We start from the raw sequence: 20,172 nt of genomic DNA, 5'->3' as shown, positions 1-20,172 counted from the left end.
ATAAAGGAGACAGCCGTGCGACATGCACGATGTATGATCATCGCAGCAGCTTTGGCGCTCTTCATCATCGGGGCACAAACAGCCTCTGCATTCCAGAGCGATCCTTTAAGCCTTTTCACCACGGCCGATCGTGCCTTCGAGGCGGGGGACTACAAGACCGCCGCGACCTTCTACGAACAGGGAATATTCGCCCTCTCGGCGACGGCGCCGGAGGAATACATCACCCTCGGATACGCCTATTCCCAGCTCGGCCGCTGCGAGGTCCTGATGGGGAACCTGAATATGGCCCTCATCTTCTTCTACCAGGCTCTTGATATGGGCTATGCGGCCATGACGACGGATCGTGAAGACGCTTTGAGGGTCGTCATCAGCTCTCACGGCGCGATACTGGACACCTATGACAACGCGGGGCTGTCAGATCCCATGCGCAAGCACAACGAGATATTTATCGACTTCCTGGAAGAATACCAGAAGAATCCCCTTCCCGACGAGGTCATCCCCCAGGCGGATATAAAAAATTATTTGGCCTACTGCTACGCCCAGAACGAGATCAAACTGGAGGAGGCCCAGACGCTTATCAACGAGGCGCTGGTCGATTATCCGGACAGCGCCGCTATGCTGGATACCAAGGGATGGGTGCTCTATAAACTCGGGATGGCTGACGAGGCAAAGACGTACCTGGAACACGCCCTGAAACAGTGCGAGAAAGAAGACGGGGACTGCTACATCATAAAGCGACATCTCGACGAGGTAACGACGGTGACGCCGTAGGAGACAGAATTGAATGATGAGGACTTTTTGGTCGATCGCTTTCACATTCACAATTCTTTCCCTGCTGGGATGTGCAACTTTCCCCCTCAAATCACCGGACGGCATATCAAAAAAACATGCGCCTGTTGCGACAATAAAAAAAGTCCTTCAAAATGATTACCCTTTTCCGAAATTCATAGAAGCATCATTGAATTACGAACTGCAGGGGGAAAAGGAATCGACGGAAGCGTTCTCTCACCATGTGACGGTATGCTGGGAAAAAGTCCTGAACAAATCCATGGCGTCAATGAAATATGAGTTTTTCAATGAGCTCTGTTTCCCGCCGCTGGGACCGGAATTCCATTTCAGGCGCGGTCTGATTATGGATATTCTGCACTACGACGACTTCGCGTTGATAGAATATTCAAAAGCGATCGATCAAAACCCCACAGACGCCCTGTATTACAACAACAGGGCGAATATCTATCAGGTTTCCGGATTTATAAAACAAGCCATCGAAGATCTTGACGTGGCAATCAGCCTCAATCCATACAAAGCGGAATTGTATCTCAACAGGGCGAAGGCGAAAAAAACCATCGGCGACTTTGAAGGTGCGAACAAGGACTATGGATACGCCATTGAACTCGGCATCTGCAAAAAATATCCCACTCTGAAAATCTGCACGGACAAGGAAGCATACACAAAAAAAAGGGGCCAATAAGGCCCCTTCTATTGAGAGCATATACCCTCTGATATTCACATGCTACCAGGCAGCACTCCAGTTACCCGCGCCGTAGTTGCTGTACACGGTCAGATAGAACATCCCGCCGCCCATCAGCTGGATGATCTCGCCGTTGTCCAGGTCAAAGTCGCCCAGGACCGTGTACCCGTCCTCACCCACGACCTCAACCCAGAAATCCACCGATCCCACCGGATAGTCGAACACCACCTCGATGTAATCGGTCTGGGCGTAGATGCTCCAGTCACAATAGTCGCCGGGGCCGTTCAGGTATCCCCAGGCGCTGTTGCCGGAGCTGTTGCAGTTTCCTCCCATGCCCATGCCGCCGCCGGCAAGTTCATATGTTCCGCTCCAGTATCCGGCGCCCATCCGGGAATAGATGGTCAGGTAGAACGTTCCGCCGCCCAAAAGCTGGATGATTTCGCCGTTGTCAAGATCAAAATCCCCCAGAACCGTGTAGCCGTCCTCGCCGACAACCTTCACCCAGAAATCCACAGAGCCGTAGGGATAATCGAAAACCACATCCACCTGGGACTGAGTCCCGGCGTCGACCGTGAAGTTGTAGGAATCTCCGGGGCCGTTCAGATAGCCGCTCTCGGTGAATGATCCTCCTGTGGAAGGTGCCGGAGCGGGTGTCGGGGCCGGAGCAGGTGCAGGTGCCGGCGGTGCGGGAGCCGGGGGCTGATCACCGCCGCCTCCGCCGATCATATCCGTGATGAAATCACAGCCGGCGAAGGTGAACGAAAAGATCAAAAAGATCGAAAAAAGAACGATTGAAAGTTTTCTCATAACGGTTTCCTCCACGTTATTAAAACGGTTTCCTTTCTGATTATTATGTGTTTACCAGGAACAAGACCAGTCTCCAGCCCCGTAATTGGAGTAGATGGTCAGATAAAATGTTCCTCCCCCAGAAAGATTAATACCACCTCTTGAATTATCCAAATCATACACGCCGAGAACGGTATACCCATCTTGCCCTACTATTTCAACCCAGAAATCCACAGAACCGGCAGGATAGGTGAAATACACATTGAAGTTGCCACTGGTATCATAAATAGACCAGGAACATGCATCACCCGGGCCGGTCAGATAGCCCCATGCCGATCTGCCCGAGGCATTGCAGTTCGAACTGCCACCGCCGCCACCGCCGCCGCTTGTGGGGTAATACTCCGCCGACCAGTATCCGGCGCCCCAGTTCGACCAAATCGTGACGGTATAATACCCCCCCGCTGTCAACTGAATGATTTCTCCGTTGTCAAGATCAAAATCGCTGACTGAGCCATTCGGGCTGATGACCTCCACCCAGAAGTCTACCGAGCCCTTTGGATAGGAAAAATAGATATCCGTCGGCCCGTTGGCGCCGAAGGTGTAGGACGCGCCCGGATTCAGATATCCGCTTTCGGTGACGGCCAGGGCACTTGTCGCCCACATCATGAGGGCACACACCCCCCCGATTAACACGAAAAGTTTTACCTTTTTCATCGATTCCTCGCAAAAGTGTCTATTGTGTTATATCTTTGCCGCAAAAAACCTCAGAATCAATTCACCGTCCGGTCTCGTCGATTCAACTCCGTTCCACCATTTGAAATGTTTTATACTATTTCCCGTATCTCAATAAAAGTCTTCTGACATATCGTTTTCACAATCTATATATGGGTACCCCTACATCAAGACAGCCAACAGAACAACGAAGCTCTCCTTTAACAGGGTCATCCGAACCGGCCTTAACAATATATTTCTATAAATCGCCCACTTCCGACAACCATCCTGATTCTGAAACTCTCCTCTTTTCCTGGCCGTAACCGGAATACGCACATATAAGAAATAAAATGAAAAACGGAAGAAAAAAAAAGACAGAGCGGAACAATGGACGTGTTCGACGGTCCATTTATATACCCCAACAAAGGATTGAGCGTAATTTCTTTCCCTAGAAAAATAGTACTATCATCTTTGTGCTCTGTAAAGCTTTTTTTATTTCGCGTAGCTTATTTCATACCTCACTTATTTAAGCATCCTAATAACATATGTGGTGATACCTCCTCCGATGTCGCCCCATCGTGTATCCCAGCCGTCACGGCCGGTCGTTTCGGGCATCTGAAAAAGGCAGTCTCCTTCCCGGCTGCATTTCATCGGGAAAACCGGCCACGTAACCGTTGTGCACCACAAGGCGAGGGCACATATCGATGTTTCTGAGATGTCTCGTCACGCCTCGACGATAGTATTCTCAGGTGGAAAACGTCTCCACCAGAAGCGCAATGAGGGCCGCAAAAACCAGGGCGGGAAGGAGGTTTCCCACCTTTATCTTGATCGGCGCCCTTCCGAACCCCTCGGTGTCCGAAAGTCTGCTCATCTCCACATCCGTATCCCCATCTTTCGGTGCGGGTGCGGCGTTCCCTCCGTTGTTCGAAAATATCAGATTGATGCCGATGCCCAGGATCAAGAGCCCGCCGGTGGCGGAGAGTTCGGCAATGACGGAGTCCGTGAGAAACCGCTCCAGGTACATCCCCAAGAACGTCAGCGCGCCCTGATATACAAAAATCGGGATGATCGAGAAGATCACCCCCACCCCCAGGGCCGACGCGAATGCGATTGAGGCGAAGCCGTCTAAAAGCGACTTGGCGTAGAGGATGGACGGGTCGTTTCTGATCCCCTCCTCCAGGGACCCCACCACCGCCATCGCGCCCACGCAGTAGACGAGGCTCGCGGTGACGAAGCCGGTCACAAACGTGCCGGACTTCGAGCGAAACCGCTTTTTGAGGCGCTCACCCATCCGGTCGAGCCACCCCTCGATGTCCAGCACCTCCCCCAGGATGCCCCCCAGGACCATGCTTCCGGCAACGATCAGGAGGTTGTTTGTCTGAAGCGCCATGCTTATGCCGATGAGCATGACCGACAGGCCCAGGCCCTGCATGATGACTTGTCTGATCCGCTCGGTGACGAACCGTGCGAAAAAGAGCCCCACAAGGGAGCCCGCTACAACCGCGATGACATTAACGATGGTTCCCTTCACGTCCTCTGATACTCCTTTTTTTGTCTTTACACCATCACGTTACAATACCGACAGCCCCCGGGCGAGAAAATCCCTGAGACATACCGTGAAATTCTTCCCGATGTCACGGCCCGCATTGAGGATGAAGATCCGGTGATCGATGTGAAATATCTCCCGCTCCAAATGCCGCAGGTTCGGCCGGGACGGATACGGATCTTTCAGTGTCTCCAAAAACCGCTGGTGGAACAACAGCACCACCCGATCCCGCATGCGAAGCTGGGTATCCACAAAAAAGAGCGCCGCCCGGGGAAGCAGTGTGTTGACCCGCTCCAGGAACGCCCCGGCCTCGGTCGTCTCGATCCCCTTGGGCGGTGCCGACTTCACTTCGATATATATCAGTTCTCCCTCGAAATACGACAGCACGTCATAATCCCCGCCCGCCGGCGCGTCCCGAAACGTCACCCCCCATATGGAGGGGGAGGCGAATTCCCTCTCCATCATCCGGGCGACGAACCATTCCAGGGTGGCGCCAAAGCTCCGGACCGGCCCCCGGGCAAGACGATAGCCGTCGTCTCCCCCGTCGATGATCCCCAGCTCCACAAACCGCCTGATCATCCTCTCCCGCTCATCAAGAGAGGTGAAATCGCCCAGCATGTGGGGGGTAAATCCGTCCCGGTGCTGGATCGCCTCCCGGAGAAAGAGCCTCACCGAGTACCGCTTCATCTCTCGATAGAGGGCTTCAAGGACACTCTCCTCGAGATCCCCGAACAACAGCTCCCGGACAGGGTTGTGCCCGTGGACGGAGAGACCCCGGCGGGCCAGGGCGTCGGCAATGGGGGCGGGAACGGTTTGCGTCTCCACGTCAGAACCCCCGAGAGAGCCCCGCCCGGCGGGCCGCCCACACCGCGTCCAGATACTCCTCCAAGGAAAGTCTCCGTGCGATCTCGGGGAAATCCCCGGCCCGATACATCGGGTGATACTGCTGCATAACATTGACATACGAATCGGAGGAAAGTTCCGTCGCGATAAACTCCATCGCCTCGGCGGTCCCGGCCGCATCGTTGGGCATCACCAGGTGACGGATCAGAAGCCCCCGGTACGCAATGCCCGCATCGTCCGTGCGAAGCGTCCCCACCTGCCGGTGCATCTCCCTGAGGATATCCTGTATCACCTCGGGGTAATCCGGCGCGTTCATGTATCGCTCGGCCGGGCGGGAATCGGTGAACTTGTAATCCGGCATGTATATATCGAATATCCCCTCGAGAAGCCGGACGACCTCGATTGAATCGTACCCGCCGGTATTGTAGACCAAGGGGAGATCGAGCCCTTTCTCGACCGCAAATGGGAGCGCCGCCACGACCTGGGGAACATAATGGGTGGGGGAGACGATGTTTATGTTATGACACCCCCGTCCGGCCAGCGCGATCATCACTCCGGCAAGCTCCTCCGGCCCCACTTCCTCCCCCCGCCACGTACCCACCTCCTGGCTGATGTCGTAGTTCTGGCAGAACACGCACCGGAGATTGCAGTGGGTCATAAAAATGGTGCCGGACCCACCGCTCCCCACCAGGGGTGGTTCCTCGCCGAAGTGGGGACTGGCCGAGGAAACCATCGCCGCCGCCCCCGCCCGGCACACGCCCGTCTCCCCCCGGGTTCGGTCCACCCGGCATCCCCGGGGGCACAGGGTACACGAGGTCAATATCGCCTCCAACGCCTCAATACGCCGGGCAAGCTCTCCGGATTCATACAGCGCGATGTACGAAGGGGTCCGGTTTTCGGCTTCGGAACGGGACATGGCGGAACATTTTCCGTGTTTCAAACGTCTTTACAGGATAAAATATGCCCGAAGTAAAGACAAGGCTTTTTTCATACCTACACTCCATTTTTACAAAAGAGTGTATCGGATATCTGGTACAATATGTATGAAATCCGAAACATTCACAGAGAAGTTTGAGAAGTGGCATTACTGGAAGACGTCGTTATAACCGACTCCATACGGATCAACGCAGCGCCCGAGGCGGTCTTCGACTTCTTGACCGGCATCGTTGACAATGAAACCTACCGGGCATGGCACACCGAAGATCACGTCTCCTTTCAGTGGCTCGAGGGAGAACCCTGGGCCGTGGGCTCAATCGGCCAGGCCGGTGAATACATGCACGGGAAGGTTCATACATTAAAATTTGTCGTTACCGACGTGGAGCCGAACAAACGAATCGTCTTCTCCCCGGTATCCCGCCTTCTCCGCAAGTTCACGCCCTACAATGAATTTCTCATCGAAAAGGATGGAGATGGATGCCTCTTCACCGCCTCGCTGACGTACCGCCTGGGCCGAATCGGAAAAATGTTCTTGAAAAAATCCATTGACAAGGGATTCTTCGGCGTGAAGAAGCACATGAAAGAGGAGGGTGAAAACCTGAAGGCCCTGCTTGAAAAGAAAAAATAAATGGATATATTTTTATGAATCCCACACAGGACATACAGAAACGGAGTATAGGAGTATAATATATAATGAACGTCATTCGTCATACACCCACCCGCAGCCGTATCATGAAGGCGCTGTTCGCCCTTCTACTCATCGCGGTCATGGCGGCCGGCTGCGCAAAGGGCACCCCGCCGATCGTTTCCCCGGAGCAGAAACCGAGGCCCAAGGTGGGTCTGGTGCTTTCCGGGGGCGCCTCCCGGGGATTCGCCCACGTCGGCGTCATCAAGGTATTGGAACAGAACAACATTCCCATCGATATCATCGTGGGCACCAGCGCCGGAAGCCTCACCGGTGCGCTGTATGCCTATTACGGTGATGTGAACATGCTGGAGCGGGCGGCTCGGGATCTGACGGTGGAGGATATCTTCGATTTCAGCATCCTGGGTATCGGTGTCGGTCTCGTCAAGGGGAACAACATCGTTACCTATGTGGATGAGACCATCAAGGTCAAGAACATCGAGGATCTGAAAATCCCCTACGCCGCGGTGGCGGCGGACCTGAATACCGGTGAGATGGTGGTGTTCAAGAGCGGCCCCGTCTCCACCGCCGTGCGTGCATCCACGTCCATCCCCGGCATCTTCACCCCCCTCAATCTGGGAGGGCGCGTGCTGGTGGACGGCGGCATCGTCAACAGCATGCCGGTGGACGTGGCAAAGGATATGGGTGCCGACGTGATCATCGCCGTGGACGTTACCGCGCACACGACCAATTACGATGTGAAAAACGTGGTGGATATTATCATCCAGACCTTCAACATCATGGGCGCCCAGGTCAATAAATACAAGTACGAGGAAGCCGACGTGATCATCCGGCCGGACGTGAGGGGCGTGGGGATAATTGACTTTTCCCGAAAGGACTTTTTGATGCTTCAGGGAGAGCGGGCGGCCCGAACGGCGCTCCCCCTCATAAACGAGGCCCTCGAAAACGCCCGGTAACGGACCCGACCGTCAGGGCCGAAAGACCCGCACCAGAAGCAGCCTCCCACTCTCGTAGGTGACCGACGGCTCCGGGCCGCTGATGACGTTGCTCACCCCCCGGGGGGAGAGGAAGGGGAGGGTCTCACCCACGAGCGGGTATTTCAGTTCGGAGGTGGTCACTCCCGTGACCGCCTCCGACAGTGATATCAGGGAAACGGTGTCGCCCAAAGTCCCCGGGATCGGGTTTCGGCGCCCCGGAACGAGCATCACCAGCTCCTGGGCCTCGTCGACGATGCGGATATCCACGCCCCACTCCACTCCGAGGACCAGAAACGACACGTTCGCAAGCTCATGGTCCAGCCTCCCCCCCAGGGCGCCGCAGATGAAAATCTCCCCGGCGCCCCGCTCCCGGGCGAGCCTCACCGCAAGCTCCGTGTCGGTATAATCCTTCTGGGGGGGCTGGGTGATGACCTCCACCTCCCTTTCCCTTCTCATATCCCTCAGCTCGTCGGTGCGAATGGAATCCATATCGCCTATCAGCACATCCGGGAGCCTCCCCAGGGCAAGGACCGCCCCGGCGCCGCTGTCCGCGGCGATCACAAGGGAGGCGTCGTCCAGATATCGTCGATAATACCGGGGATCATCATACACCCCGCCGGAAAAAATCAGCGCCCGCACTCCATCACCCCCGTGTGAACGTGAAATGTACTAAACGTATTACCTTGCCCGACCTCTTGAACCGACCGACGCCCCCGATGTCTTCACCGCCGTCGATTTACGCTCCGTTTCATGTCACGTATCCACCCCGGCGTCGGTTTTCCTCTCGTCGAACCGGGACATCAGCCTGATGATGGGATACACGACGATCAGAGCCAGGATCACCTGGGGCACCAGATACGACGCGTTATATCCCAGGGAATAGATCCACACGCTCGATCCCTCCGGGGCGTACTCGGAGAAAAAGATCACCCCGGATATCACGTGGGAGGCATACCGAAGGAGGGTTCCCAGGATAACGCCCAGTTCCGTCAGAAACAGGTTTCGGGCCGGGATAAATCCGCCGACGCCGATAAGGGCGAACGCCAAAGGATAGTCCAGCACCAGCTGGGCCGGGTGGACCACATACGGCCCGAAGAAAAGCTGCCCCAATCCCAAAAGCAGACCGGTCAGAACCCCGGCCACTCCGCCGTAGCGGGCGGCAATGTAAAAAACCGGTATCATCTCGAGGCTCATGGAGCCGCCATAGGGCATCCTGAAGAGCTTTACGTTCGAAAGAACGATGGCCAGGGCGGCCATCAGCGCGATTTCCACCATCACGCGAACCCGGGCGATCTGCACGCTTTCATTCATGTCGTCCTCCTTGATATGCCGCATTCCGTTGACGCACACACCGGGATTCGACGGAGCAACCTTTCCACGAAAAAAGCCGCGGATACCCGCGGCCTGGTGACAACACATCTTGTATTGTTCACTTCCCTCCGCCGGAATTACCCGGATCAGGTTCTAAGGGTTGTCCCAAGGACTCTCAGTCGAAACACCCCCAGTGAAATCGTGACGCTTGATACTACAAACAAGCGCACTTTTTCGGATATCTTATATAAAAACAGGTCACCTGTCAAGGGAAACACCCCTTTTTCCTTGACACCGCCTCAATTACCATCATATACTTACGTTATAATAAAATTGGTCGGTCGGCCAATTAAGAGGCAGGGGGATGGGATTCCGTTGAGCACGGGTACAGAGTGAACCTCGGGTGCGAAACGGGATTCCCGATCGACGAAAGGGTAAGAGACGGAGGACGGATTCCCGGTGAGGGCGAGAGGACTTCCCGATTGAGGAGAGAGTAAGAAGAGGGGTAATGTGTGGCAAGCGGAGGGGAGGCCGTCCGGCGCGTCTTCGGAGAACATATTCGGCCCCATCGGACAATCGGCACATCCGACGGCCGCTGTCCGATGTCGGAAACGCTTTTTTGAAATATCACATATATGTGCCGTCCATGAAAATCGACATCGTATCCACAGCCAGCCACGACCCGAACAACCGCTACCGAAAACCGGAAAAGGTGGAGACCCTGATCAAGGCCGCCTATACCGCCATCGCCAAGAAGGGCTACGCCCAGGTCTCCCTCAGGGACATCGCCGACGAGGCGGGGGTCAATAAGTCCCTCTTGCACTACTACTTCAAGGACAAGGACGAGCTGGTCATGGCGGTGTACCGTCATGTGGTCCTGGAAATCCATAGCATCATCGCCCGGGTGGCGGCACTGCCGATCAGCACCGTGGAAAAGCTCCGGCGGGGGTTTCAGGAATTGCTTTCGTTCACCGAGGAGAAGCCGGAGTGGATCGTGGTGGTGATGGACCTTACCGTCTACGGCGTCCAAAAGGACGACAGCAGACTGGACATATTCACCATGCACGAGCAGCTCAAGGAGATCATCTGCGGGGGCTTGAGGGAGGCGAAACGAAACGGCGAGATTCGAGACGATTTCGACGAAGCGGTGATAGCCACCCTGTCGGTGGCCCTGGGGAACGGTCTGGCGCTTTTATACTGCATCGCCCGGGAGACCACCGATCTCGGCACCGCCTACGGATATTTCACCGCCATGCTCAGGGATTTTATATCCGACAATGAGGCGGAAACACGCCGGGCGTCGATCGAGGGATGAAAACCGACGGGATCACACACATATTTTTCAGGCATGATGTAAATAACCATATTGCGACTATACTATGAACGTCCTATTATCATAAAACTGTTTATTACACGAGGTATGAAGCCATGACCGAGCCGGCCCGAACTTTTTACTCGAACCGAGACGAAAACGGGGAGCAAAAACGCTCCGATCGGTTCGCCCGTATAAAACAGGCCCTTCTCACATCGCCCATACACCTGTGTATCGAACGGGCGCATCTCGTGACCGACTACTTCCGGCATCATGACCGGCCGTCCGAGCCGATGATCGTCAGGAAGGCCGGCGCCCTGGCCCACATCCTGAGTGAAAAATCGGCGAAAATCTTTCCGGACGAGCTCATCGTCGGCAATGTGGGCGCGTTCCGCAAATCCGCAATCATCCAGCCCGAGCTGTCCGGGGTCTTCGTCAACCAGGAAATTCTCTGGATCGGCCGAAGAAAAACCACCCCTTTCCAGATATCCTGGAGGGATCGGTTTACACTGATCTTCCGCATCATCCCCTACTGGCTCTTTCGAAACATGGTCGTCCGGGCCTTTCTTCCCACGCGGGAGACGAGAGAGGCCCGCGGCCTCACCCGCCGTCCCAAAAGGCTTTTACGCTACGTCACCGAGCAGCTCAGCCCGGCATACTACCTCATCAATGTGGCGGCGGGCATCGGGCATTTCATCCCGAACTACGAAAAGATCATCAAGAAAGGGGTGACCGGGTGCCTGGCCGAGCTGGAGGGAAGAGATGACCCCTTCTCCCGGGCCGCCCGCATCGCCTGCCGGGGACTGGTGAGTTTTTCCCGCAACCTGGCCGATGAGGCCGATCGCCTTGCAGCATCCGAACAGGACGAAACCAGGAAGCGGGAACTTCTGGAGATCGCCCGAATCACCCGGCGGGTGCCGGAGCACCCCGCCGAGACGTTCCACGAGGCGGTAGAGGCCCTGTGGCTGGCCCACATGACGGTGTGCCTGGAGGGAATCAACTCCGCGGTCTCCTTCGGCCGCATCGACCAGTTCCTCTATCCCTACTACAAGAGGGACATAGAGCGGGGCACCATCACACCGGATGAGGCCAGGGAGCTGATCCTCTGCTTTTCCGCCAAGTGCACCGAGCACGTCTTTCACGTCTCCCAGGCCGTCAGCAAGTATCACGGAGGCTTCCTTGTGGTGCAGGCCGCCATTGTGGGCGGAGTGGACCGGGCCGGGAACGACGCCGTCAACGAGCTGACCTGGCTGTTCCTGGACGTGATGGAACAATCGGGCCTGAGGGACCCGAACTACCAGGCGAGAATGCACAAAGACTCCCCCCTCCCCTACCTCCACCGTGCGGTGGAGGTGGCCCGCCGGGGCAACGGCGTTCCCGCATTTTTTTCGGACGACATATCCATAGAAACCCTTCTGGCCCACGGCTACCCCCTGGAGGACGCACGGGACTACGGCGTTGTGGGCTGCGTGGAGCTGGCGGTGCCGGGGAAGAGCTTCCTCTCCACCGATACCGCCCTCTTCAACCTCCCCCTGTGCCTGGAGCTGGCGCTGAACCGGGGCAGACGTTTCGGGAAGAGGAAACGGGTGGGCGCGGACACGCCGGACCCAAGGGCGTTCCGATCCATGGATGATGTTGTCGGTGCATTCACGGCCCAGGTCGAATTCATGGTCGAGCGGATGGTCGACGACCTCGCCATCATCGACGCCGGAAACCGGGACTATCACCCCACCCCGTTTTCGTCCCTCCTGGTGGACGGCTGCAGTGATTCCGGACAGGATGTGACCGAGGGCGGGGCGATCTACAACGGCAGCGGCGTACAGGGGGTGGGCATCGCCGATACCGCCGACGCCCTGGCGGCCCTGGACGCGGTGGTATTTGCGGAAAAAACCACCGCCCTCACCGATGTCGTCCGTGCCCTGAAGCGAAACTTCAGGGGAAACGATGCACTCCGGGCGCGGCTCCTCTCCGCGCCGAAATTCGGAAACGATACCGAGCTTCCCGACCGCTACGCGGACCTGGCGGCCCATACCTATCATACGGCGTTGACCCGATACGTGAACGTCCGGGGCGGGGGATACGTCGCCGGGTTCTATTCCTCCACGTCCCACGTCGCCTTCGGCGAAAAGACCGGGGCCTCCCCCTCGGGGCGGAGTGCGGGGACGTCGTTCGCCGCCAGCCTCGGCGCCGCCAACGGCATGGATCGCCTGGGCCCCACGGCGCTGCTTAACTCCGTGGCGAGAGTGGACGCGAGACTTGCCGCAAACGGCTACGCCACCAACCTCAGGTTCGATCCGGGAGTTGTCTCGGGAGACGACGGGGTGTCGCTCCTCTCGTCCCTCATTCGGGGATTCTTCGAGGAGGGGGGTATGGAGGTGCAGTTCAACATCCTGGATCCGGAGGAGCTTATCAAAGCCAGGAACAATCCGGGCATGTATCCGGGACTGGTGGTCCGGGTGGCCGGATACTGCGCCTATTTCGACGATCTTCCGGATATCGTCAAGGACGAGATCATCAATCGCACCCGGCTCTCTTTTTCCGGCCGGGGAAGCGTTCAGTAGGTGAAAAAGCGCGCGGACGCGCGCAAAGATAAACGGAACAGTGACACACACTACATGAAAAGGAGGAGACAATGGCACAGGCACAATGTCATGTGACTCCGAAGGACATCTGGTCACCCTCCCGAACCCTGTCCGATCGAGTTCGAAGACTGCGGGAGGAATACTTCAGCTTCAATGATCGTCCCTATTTCAGGAACGAGGTTATGCCCTTTACCAACGGGACGGAATGGGACATGGTGTTCCCCTTCCACAACTTCGGCGTGGTTCCCGAGGTCTACCCCTTCAATCCCTGTTTTTCGGACAGCCTTCTGGCCTGTGCGAAAACCGTGAAAGAAGACGACCTGCCTAAGGATTTCTGGAGCCGGTCCCGCCCGAAACGGCGGGCGACCTTCTTCCGGACGGTGCTGGAAAAGTACCTGCCGGTACATATCCTGGAAGGCGAGCTGATTGTGGGCGGCCAGTTCAGTACGGCCCTTTCCCGGTCCCTGAACAAGAAGGAAGCCAAGAAATATAAAAAGCTCCACGACAAGTGGTGGAAAAAGGCGAAATGGATCAACGATGTGGGCGTGGGGAACTCATCGACCACATTCGGCCATATCATCCCCAATTACAAGAAGGTCATCCACAAGGGTTTTCAGGGCCTGATCGACGAATACAAGGCCATGATCGCCGAGACCACGGATAAGGAGAAAATCGACTATCTCGAGGCGATGATCATCGCCGCCGAGGCCCCGATCATTCTTGCCAATCGATACGCCGACGAAGCCGAGCGCCAGGCGAATGATGCAAAAGACCCGATCAGGAAGCAGGAGCTCGTCGAGATCGCCCGGATCATGAGGAAGGTCCCGGCGAATCCCGCTGAGACCTTCCACGAGGCGGTGCAGGCCCTCTGGTTCACCCACATGCTGGTCATGGCGGACGAATCCTACGTGGCCGCCGGCACCTCTCCGGGGCGCATCGACCAGTACCTGTGGCCCTATTACAAGAAAGACATCGAGGGAGGCCTCATCACAAGGGATCAGGCCAGGGAGATACTCGACTGCTACTGGATCAAGCATAACTATGCCTACGACTTCCAGGGACGCATCGGCGAAAACCAGGGCATTACCGCCGGATTCGGCCAATTGATCACCCTGGGGGGAATCGACGAAAACTATGAGGACGCCTCCAACGACCTGACCTGGCTGATGCTCGACGTCATCGAGGAGATGAACCTCCTGGAGCCGAAGCCGAACATTCGCATACACAACAAGACCCCCGACGACCTGCTCAGGCGGATTTCCGAGCTGGTGGCCAACGCCCAGGGCTCTCCGTTTCTCATCAACTTCGACGAAAACTCCATCCGCGGCCTCCGCTGGCAGGGTCTGCCCGAAGATCGCCTGTGGGACTACGCCCCGGTGGGGTGTCTTGAAAACACGCTGCAGGGCGACGACCGCTCCGGAACGGTGGATGTGAACATGAACATCGCCAAGGCGGTGGAGCTGACCCTCAACAACGGCGTGGACATGCTGACAAAGGAGAGAATCGGCCCGAGAACCGGTAATCCCCGAAAATTCAAAAACTTCGATCAATTCATGGCCGCGTTCAAAAAACAGCTTTTGGCCGTCATGGAATTGATGATCGATATCTACAACATGTCGGATCGACTCAGATCCACGTACGAGCCGACGGTGTACCTCTCAAACCTGGTGGACGGCTGCGCCGAGAAGGGGCGGGACGTCAACAACGCCGGCGCCCGTTACAACTTTATCACCATAGAGGGCATCTCTCTGGCCACCGCCGCAGACTCCCTTGTCGCCGTGAAGAAGCTGGTCTTTGAAGAAGGGAAGGTCACCATGGACGAGCTGATCGGCGCCATCAAGGACAACTTCGAGGGGCATGAAAAGCTCCGCCAGACCCTTATCAACAAGGCGCCCAAGTTCGGCAACGACGACGAATACGCCGATTCCATCGCCCGGGAGATTTCCCGCTTCTGGACCGAGAAATCGAGGGACTACGTCTCTCCCGGCACGAAACGGTGCTACCGGGGCGGCTATCTCTCGTGGAACTACTGGGTGGCCTATTCACCCTCCACCGCGGCGACGCCCGACGGCAGAAAAAGGGGCTCGTACCTCTCCAACGGGGTCTGCCCGGTCAACGGCGCGGACACCCAGGGCCCGACGGCGGTCACCATGAGCGTGGGAAAACTGGGCCTGGAAAGCGCCCCAAACGGCGACTCCCACACGATCAGCTTCTCCCCCTCCCTCATCCGGGACAACGAGCGTCTCGAAAAGCTGATGAGCTTTCTGAGGACATACAACGAAAAGGGGGGCACCGCGCTCCAGATAAACGTCATCGATTCCGAAACCCTCAAAGACGCCCAGAACAATCCGAAGGACTACGCAAATCTGATGGTACGGGTCACCGGCTACAACGCATACTTCACCTTCCTGGGACGAGAGATGCAAAATGAAATCATATCCCGCGTTGCAAAAGAACTCTAACGAGGCGCCGAAGGCGGTCATCTTCAACATCCAACGGTTTTCCACAGAGGACGGCCCGGGCATCCGCACCACGGTCTTCTTCAAGGGCTGTCCCCTCTCCTGCCTCTGGTGTCACAATCCCGAGGGGATCAGGCAAAAACCGGAGCTGATGTGGTATGAAAGCCGATGCATCGGCGCCCGGGACTGCCTGACGGCCTGCCCGGAAAGCGCCCTCTCGCTGACGCCGAAGGGGATGGTCATCGACCGGGAGCGCTGCACCACCTGCGGGAAATGCGAGGAAGCATGTCCCGCGGCGGCGCTGGAGGTCATCGGGAAGGAGTACACGGTGGACGAGCTCTTCTTCGAAGTCAACAAGGACGAGGCGTTCTACCGCAACTCCGGCGGCGGGGTGACCCTCGGGGGGGGCGATCCGGGCATGTTCCCCGATTTCGCATCCCGGTTTCTGGCCCGGTGCAAGGAGGCGGGGATATCGACCGCCATCGACACCACCGGCGCCTTTGCCGAAAAGGCCTACGATCCGATTCTCCCCCATACGGATTTGATCCTGTACGACCTCAAGCAGATGGACGAGGAGATGCACAAAAAGGCGACCGGTGTGGGCCTTGCCCACATCCTCAGGAATGCCGAACTCTTCGGCTCGGGAGACATCCCCATGTGGGTGCGAACGCCCATCATTCCCGGATGGACGGACCAGGAAGAGAACGTGCGCGCCGTCGCCCGGTTCATCGCCGAGAAGATGCCCGCCGTCGTGCGCTATGAGCTTCTGGCCTTCAACAACCTGTGTGTCGACAAGTACCAGCGGCTTGACAGCAGCTATAAGTTGTGCGACGCACCGCTCATCAAAAAGGAAACCATGGAAAAGCTCGCCTCGATCGCCAAGGAGAACTGGTCCGGCGACGTCCGCTGGTCCGGCGCCACCAGGCTCGAAGACGAGTGAACGTTCCATACCCATATCGACACAGGACGGGAGAAAAACAATGATTCTGCCCAAAGAACTATACGATCTCTATTCCATACCGATGATCGCCAAATTCATGGCCACCATCGACGGTGACGGAAACACGAACCTGGCCTTCATCGCCTCCATCAATACCTGGGAGGAAAAATCGGACTTCATCATCTTCGGTGAATTCCTGATGTGGAAGTCCCTTGAAAATCTCAAACGAAATAAAAAGGTCGGCACCCTGGCCATGACCGCCGACCTGGCCTTCGGCGCGGTCAACGGCGATTTCAACGACGACTTCACAAACACCGGCCCCATCTTCGACAAGATCGCCTACGACGAGATGTTCCGATACAACTCCTACACAAAAATCAGGAAATCGGGCACCATCGCCATCAGGGAGTACGTCATGCCGAGACAGATAGGCAAGCTCTCCATCGTCTCGGACATGTTCCAGGCCAAGGGAAAGCGAAAGAAGCTTGAGGGAAAAGACGGGGTGAACATCCCCCTGACCGTCAAGAAGAAATTCGACCTGATGCAGGCCGTCAAGGCGGTCTCCTTCATGGCCGACGGGAAAGAGTATCCCACGATTGTACCGGTGATGTCGATATTTCCCATCGACGGAAAATCGCTGGTCTTCAAATCGTCGGGATACAACGAGGAGCTGAAGGGGCTGAAGAACGGCCAGCACGTCGCCGTCATGGTCCTGACGATGGATCCCATCGCCTACCAGGTCAAGGGTCGGGTTGACTCCTTCGACGGCTCCTACGGCAAGATCATCATCGAGGAGGCGTTCAGCTCGTCACCGCCCCTTGCGGGAGAGAAGATCGCCTGATCGGCCGAGAGGCTGGGGGCGGAAATCGTCTTATCACGAATCCCGCGCCCCTCATCTGTGAAACAAAGAAATCAAAAATCCCGGGGGATGCCCTCCGGGATTTTTTTCAGGTTGAAATTAAAAAAAACTGTACTTTTTTGATTATCATTAGAAACTAAATATATTATTAATTGAAATTATTTCTTGACATTGCTCACGTAACGGTATATACCTACAGCAAAAATACATACGAGCCGGGTGGAAATCAACGTCCATATCCCATTCTTCACGCTTCTCCTCTCCTCTCTTCTCTTCATGCAAGACCTGAAGTGCACATAGCATTATCTTGATGATCACCCGATATCATTTTCTCCCATATTTTATCTTGAGCAATACATTCACGGGATTGACTCGAAAGAATAGTTCATTAGTAACTTTCTCTGTCATCTTAATAAAAAATGTCTTGTCATATTGAACTCAATACTTTTATCACCCATGGCACTTTCCTTTCACATAGTCCCTCCCGTAAAAAACTAACATTTCTTTTCCTATACAGGACCTCATGACCGAACGAGCTATTTCTATCGGATATCGAAAAAAGTTGGCGGTATATATACTTGCCCCCTTGGCCCTGGGCGTGTGTCTTTCAAACCTCATCACGTATATCATGTACATACGGGGTGGATCGACGATCCACTCCCCGGCCATATTGGAAAACGGCATACCCTGGGTCTTGGGTATTGCCATTGTCATCATCCTGCTTTCCGGGAAGAACCGATTAGACCGGCTCGACACGATACTGGTCGGCCTGGCGCTTCTCTCCGCCGGTGTCCCCCAGGTTCTCTCTTTCGCAATCGCGATGAATAAATTCTCGATCATCGAATGGGAGAGGGAAAAAGCCGTGGCGCTCTTGCTTCTGCTACAGATCGCTTTTTTTTCTTTCTCGCACCTTCTGTTGGCGATTCGACACGGCCGAAGCCCTGTGAAGAAGCATCTCCTCCTGCGATCCCCGTCAGCTTTCGCCCGCAGCGTGGTCGCCGGATCGGTAATCGTCTTCATAGGCGTTCTCATAGCCTTCGCCTCCCGCCTTCACGTCTTGGATCTTCTCGTGTTGCCGCTTATCATCGGCGGCGTTTCCCTGTGGGCGGCGGGAGACGCCGCGTGTGTCGATCGCTTTCCGTCCACCAATACCTTTTTCTTTCTCTTGGGAGTTGTTTTCTGGTTCACACACGAGCTTATTTCCAGCGCATACTATCTCTCGGCAAGCGGCTGTCACGCCACGGCGGTAATCGATACTCTGTGTCGGTTTTCCTCCGCCTTCCTCTATCAGCCATCCTTCCTGTTGCTTTCACTCAGCGTGTACCGGTTCGACGGTGAATAGCTTTCTGTCTCGTCTACGCATTTATAAGATTGCCGTCGTTTGCTCGCTTGAGTATAATAATCCATGAAACCATTCGACCGGGGTCGAACGAGACTGCTTCACCGGAGTCCCCTTTTCGAATACATACAAAAAGGTCCGGGTATGTGGATATAATAAATGGAGGAATACATAGTGTCGAACCTAAACAGCCTCCCGGTTTCCAGGAGCAAGAAGGTCCTGGTCTTCGTCCTTTTAGGTCTCATTCTTCTCGTAGCCGGGACGTTTTTCGCCGTGGACTGGATGAACTATCTCTACGGTCTTTCGAATCTCTATACCTCCTACGCCAAGGGATTCGTTTCACTCCTGTGCGCCGTCATCGCCTGGATGATCGGGATGAACTTCGTCGACCGCAAGGACGCCCTGCTGTTGAAGCTGGCGTTTTTGTGCATCGTCCCCACCGATATACTGATGGGGATCGTGGCCGTCAACTCGAAGGCGTCCCAGGCCACAATTCTCACCGCCTTCATCATCGGCGCCGTCCTCTCCATCATCGCCCACGCCCTCCTCATCATCCGTCACGGCAGGGGGTTCGGCTGGGTACGGCCCTCCAAATCGGGCCGGCCGGTGACCTCGGCCCTCGCCCTGCCGCTCTTCTTCGTCGCGGTGGGGGCGGTCACGTTTCTCCTGTTGGCCGACGGGCTGGCGAATGTGGGACTCTTCTACCCCGGCCTCGCGTACGTGATCATCATCGTCGTGTCACTCTGGGTGGCGTGGGAAGCGGTCAGGAACCGGCTCTATCCGAAGATGAACGCGTTGATGATCGCCCTGGCCATCACCAGCTGGTTCATCACCGAGATCATCGGCTCCATCTACAACATCCAGATCGGCACCGTCTCGTTTATCTCCTTCAACATCGTGTGGGTCTTCTATACCCCCACGGTCGTGCTCCTCGCCCTGAGCGGGTACCGATGGAAAAAGGAGGAAGGATGGAAGGCGTAATGAACTTTCTAAGTGGGGGCTGCACGATATGATACGATCTCGATCGACCGCATCGTGGCGGCGCATCATTGTGTCGTTGATGTGGGTTTCGATGATATGTACGCCGATAATCGCCTCCGCCCAGGCCCTGAACACGAAGGAGATTCCCGTGGAGTGCGACTGCCTGGCGGAGGATACCTGGGAGGCGGTAAAATGGGTCGTCAGCGAACGATACCCGGTGGCGATTCTCGACAAGACCGAGGGACGAATCGAGACCGAGTGGTACTCCCACGGCGGGGGAGGCGTGTATGAATATCGCTTCGTCATCGATGTGACCGACGATCTCATCGTCATCACCGCCGAGGGCCGTTACGCCGAAGACAAACGACGCACCCCCGCCTGTGACACAGCTGGTCTCCGGGAGCTCGCCCTGGCCGTCGATGGACGGGTCAACTGAGGCGGGCCCTGCGAGACCGGTGAAACCGGCACAGAAA

18 protein-coding genes, 1 pseudogene and 1 riboswitch are annotated in these 20,172 nt (G+C 56.3%); of the genes and pseudogenes, 12 read left to right on the top strand and 7 right to left on the bottom strand.

The genetic code is table 11. From position 1 onward, the window contains the following. The first annotated feature begins 15 nt into the window (after positions 1-15). Positions 16-771, top strand: coding sequence for a hypothetical protein (locus tag JW885_15040; GenBank protein MBN1883480.1), 756 nt, complete (start codon positions 16-18; stop codon positions 769-771). A gap of 187 nt (positions 772-958) precedes the next feature. Next, a complete protein-coding gene (locus JW885_15035; GenBank protein ID MBN1883479.1) occupies positions 959-1,471 on the top strand; it encodes a tetratricopeptide repeat protein in 513 nt (170 codons plus the stop codon). A 633-nt stretch (positions 1,472-2,104) separates the two neighbouring features. Here JW885_15035 and JW885_15030 read toward each other — a convergent pair. From JW885_15030 to JW885_15010, 5 genes and pseudogenes are all read right to left on the bottom strand, one after another. Then, positions 2,105-2,170: pseudogene (locus tag JW885_15030) on the bottom strand (calcium-binding protein). Between the two features lie 159 nt (positions 2,171-2,329). Further along, positions 2,330-2,971, bottom strand: a complete 642-nt coding sequence (locus JW885_15025) for a hypothetical protein (GenBank protein ID MBN1883478.1) — start codon at positions 2,969-2,971, stop codon at positions 2,330-2,332. A gap of 742 nt (positions 2,972-3,713) precedes the next feature. Next, the gene (locus JW885_15020) at positions 3,714-4,499 is read right to left on the bottom strand and encodes a DUF554 domain-containing protein (GenBank protein MBN1883477.1); all 786 of its coding nucleotides are present in this window, start codon (positions 4,497-4,499) and stop codon (positions 3,714-3,716) included. 39 nt (positions 4,500-4,538) lie between these two features. Continuing rightward, a complete protein-coding gene (locus JW885_15015) occupies positions 4,539-5,339 on the bottom strand; it encodes a hypothetical protein (protein ID MBN1883476.1) in 801 nt (266 codons plus the stop codon). Between the two features lies 1 nt (position 5,340). Further along, positions 5,341-6,273: a radical SAM protein gene (locus JW885_15010; protein ID MBN1883475.1), complete on the bottom strand. Its 933-nt coding sequence runs from the start codon at positions 6,271-6,273 to the stop codon at positions 5,341-5,343. 162 nt (positions 6,274-6,435) lie between these two features. Between JW885_15010 and JW885_15005 the strand changes: the two genes are divergently transcribed. Further along, on the top strand, positions 6,436-6,921 hold the full coding sequence (locus JW885_15005) for an SRPBCC family protein (protein ID MBN1883474.1): 486 nt from the start codon (positions 6,436-6,438) through the stop codon (positions 6,919-6,921). Positions 6,922-6,986: 65 nt separating this feature from the next. Next, the gene (locus JW885_15000; GenBank protein ID MBN1883473.1) at positions 6,987-7,895 is read left to right on the top strand and encodes a patatin-like phospholipase family protein; all 909 of its coding nucleotides are present in this window, start codon (positions 6,987-6,989) and stop codon (positions 7,893-7,895) included. A gap of 12 nt (positions 7,896-7,907) precedes the next feature. Here JW885_15000 and JW885_14995 read toward each other — a convergent pair whose 3' ends face one another. Together JW885_14995 and thiT are read right to left on the bottom strand one after the other, a co-directional pair. After that, positions 7,908-8,555 carry a thiamine diphosphokinase gene (locus tag JW885_14995; protein MBN1883472.1) on the bottom strand — a complete coding sequence of 216 codons (648 nt, stop codon included), beginning with the start codon at positions 8,553-8,555 and terminating at the stop codon, positions 7,908-7,910. Positions 8,556-8,669: 114 nt separating this feature from the next. Beyond that, a complete protein-coding gene (gene thiT / locus JW885_14990; protein MBN1883471.1) occupies positions 8,670-9,227 on the bottom strand; it encodes an energy-coupled thiamine transporter ThiT in 558 nt (185 codons plus the stop codon). A 106-nt stretch (positions 9,228-9,333) separates the two neighbouring features. After that, a riboswitch (TPP riboswitch) is annotated at positions 9,334-9,429 on the bottom strand. A gap of 444 nt (positions 9,430-9,873) precedes the next feature. On the opposite strand from thiT, the gene JW885_14985 reads away from it, so the two are divergent. The 8 genes from JW885_14985 to JW885_14950 all read left to right on the top strand — a co-directional run bounded on the left by JW885_14985 (position 9,874) and on the right by JW885_14950 (position 20,135). Beyond that, positions 9,874-10,542, top strand: coding sequence for a TetR/AcrR family transcriptional regulator (locus JW885_14985; protein MBN1883470.1), 669 nt, complete (start codon positions 9,874-9,876; stop codon positions 10,540-10,542). 113 nt (positions 10,543-10,655) lie between these two features. Further along, on the top strand, positions 10,656-13,100 hold the full coding sequence (locus tag JW885_14980; GenBank protein ID MBN1883469.1) for a formate acetyltransferase: 2,445 nt from the start codon (positions 10,656-10,658) through the stop codon (positions 13,098-13,100). Between the two features lie 71 nt (positions 13,101-13,171). Next, complete coding sequence (locus tag JW885_14975; protein MBN1883468.1) at positions 13,172-15,583, top strand: glycyl radical protein; 2,412 nt, start codon at positions 13,172-13,174, stop codon at positions 15,581-15,583. Further along, positions 15,549-16,520 (top strand): glycyl-radical enzyme activating protein, encoded by a 972-nt coding sequence (locus JW885_14970; GenBank protein MBN1883467.1) that lies wholly within the window; start codon positions 15,549-15,551, stop codon positions 16,518-16,520. Before JW885_14975 ends, JW885_14970 begins: the two co-directional genes overlap by 35 nt. Positions 16,521-16,560: 40 nt before the next feature. Next, positions 16,561-17,361: a hypothetical protein gene (locus JW885_14965; protein ID MBN1883466.1), complete on the top strand. Its 801-nt coding sequence runs from the start codon at positions 16,561-16,563 to the stop codon at positions 17,359-17,361. 580 nt (positions 17,362-17,941) lie between these two features. Beyond that, the gene (locus JW885_14960) at positions 17,942-18,721 is read left to right on the top strand and encodes a hypothetical protein (protein ID MBN1883465.1); all 780 of its coding nucleotides are present in this window, start codon (positions 17,942-17,944) and stop codon (positions 18,719-18,721) included. Positions 18,722-18,877: 156 nt separating this feature from the next. Beyond that, complete coding sequence (locus JW885_14955) at positions 18,878-19,699, top strand: hypothetical protein (protein MBN1883464.1); 822 nt, start codon at positions 18,878-18,880, stop codon at positions 19,697-19,699. A gap of 28 nt (positions 19,700-19,727) precedes the next feature. Continuing rightward, the gene (locus JW885_14950; protein MBN1883463.1) at positions 19,728-20,135 is read left to right on the top strand and encodes a hypothetical protein; all 408 of its coding nucleotides are present in this window, start codon (positions 19,728-19,730) and stop codon (positions 20,133-20,135) included. The last annotated feature ends 37 nt before the right edge of the window (positions 20,136-20,172 follow it).

It is taken from the genome of Candidatus Zymogenaceae bacterium, assembly GCA_016931225.1.
Lineage (GTDB): Bacteria > Desulfobacterota > Zymogenia > Zymogenales > Zymogenaceae > JAFGFE01.
This window is presented reverse-complemented; position numbering and strand designations above follow the sequence as displayed.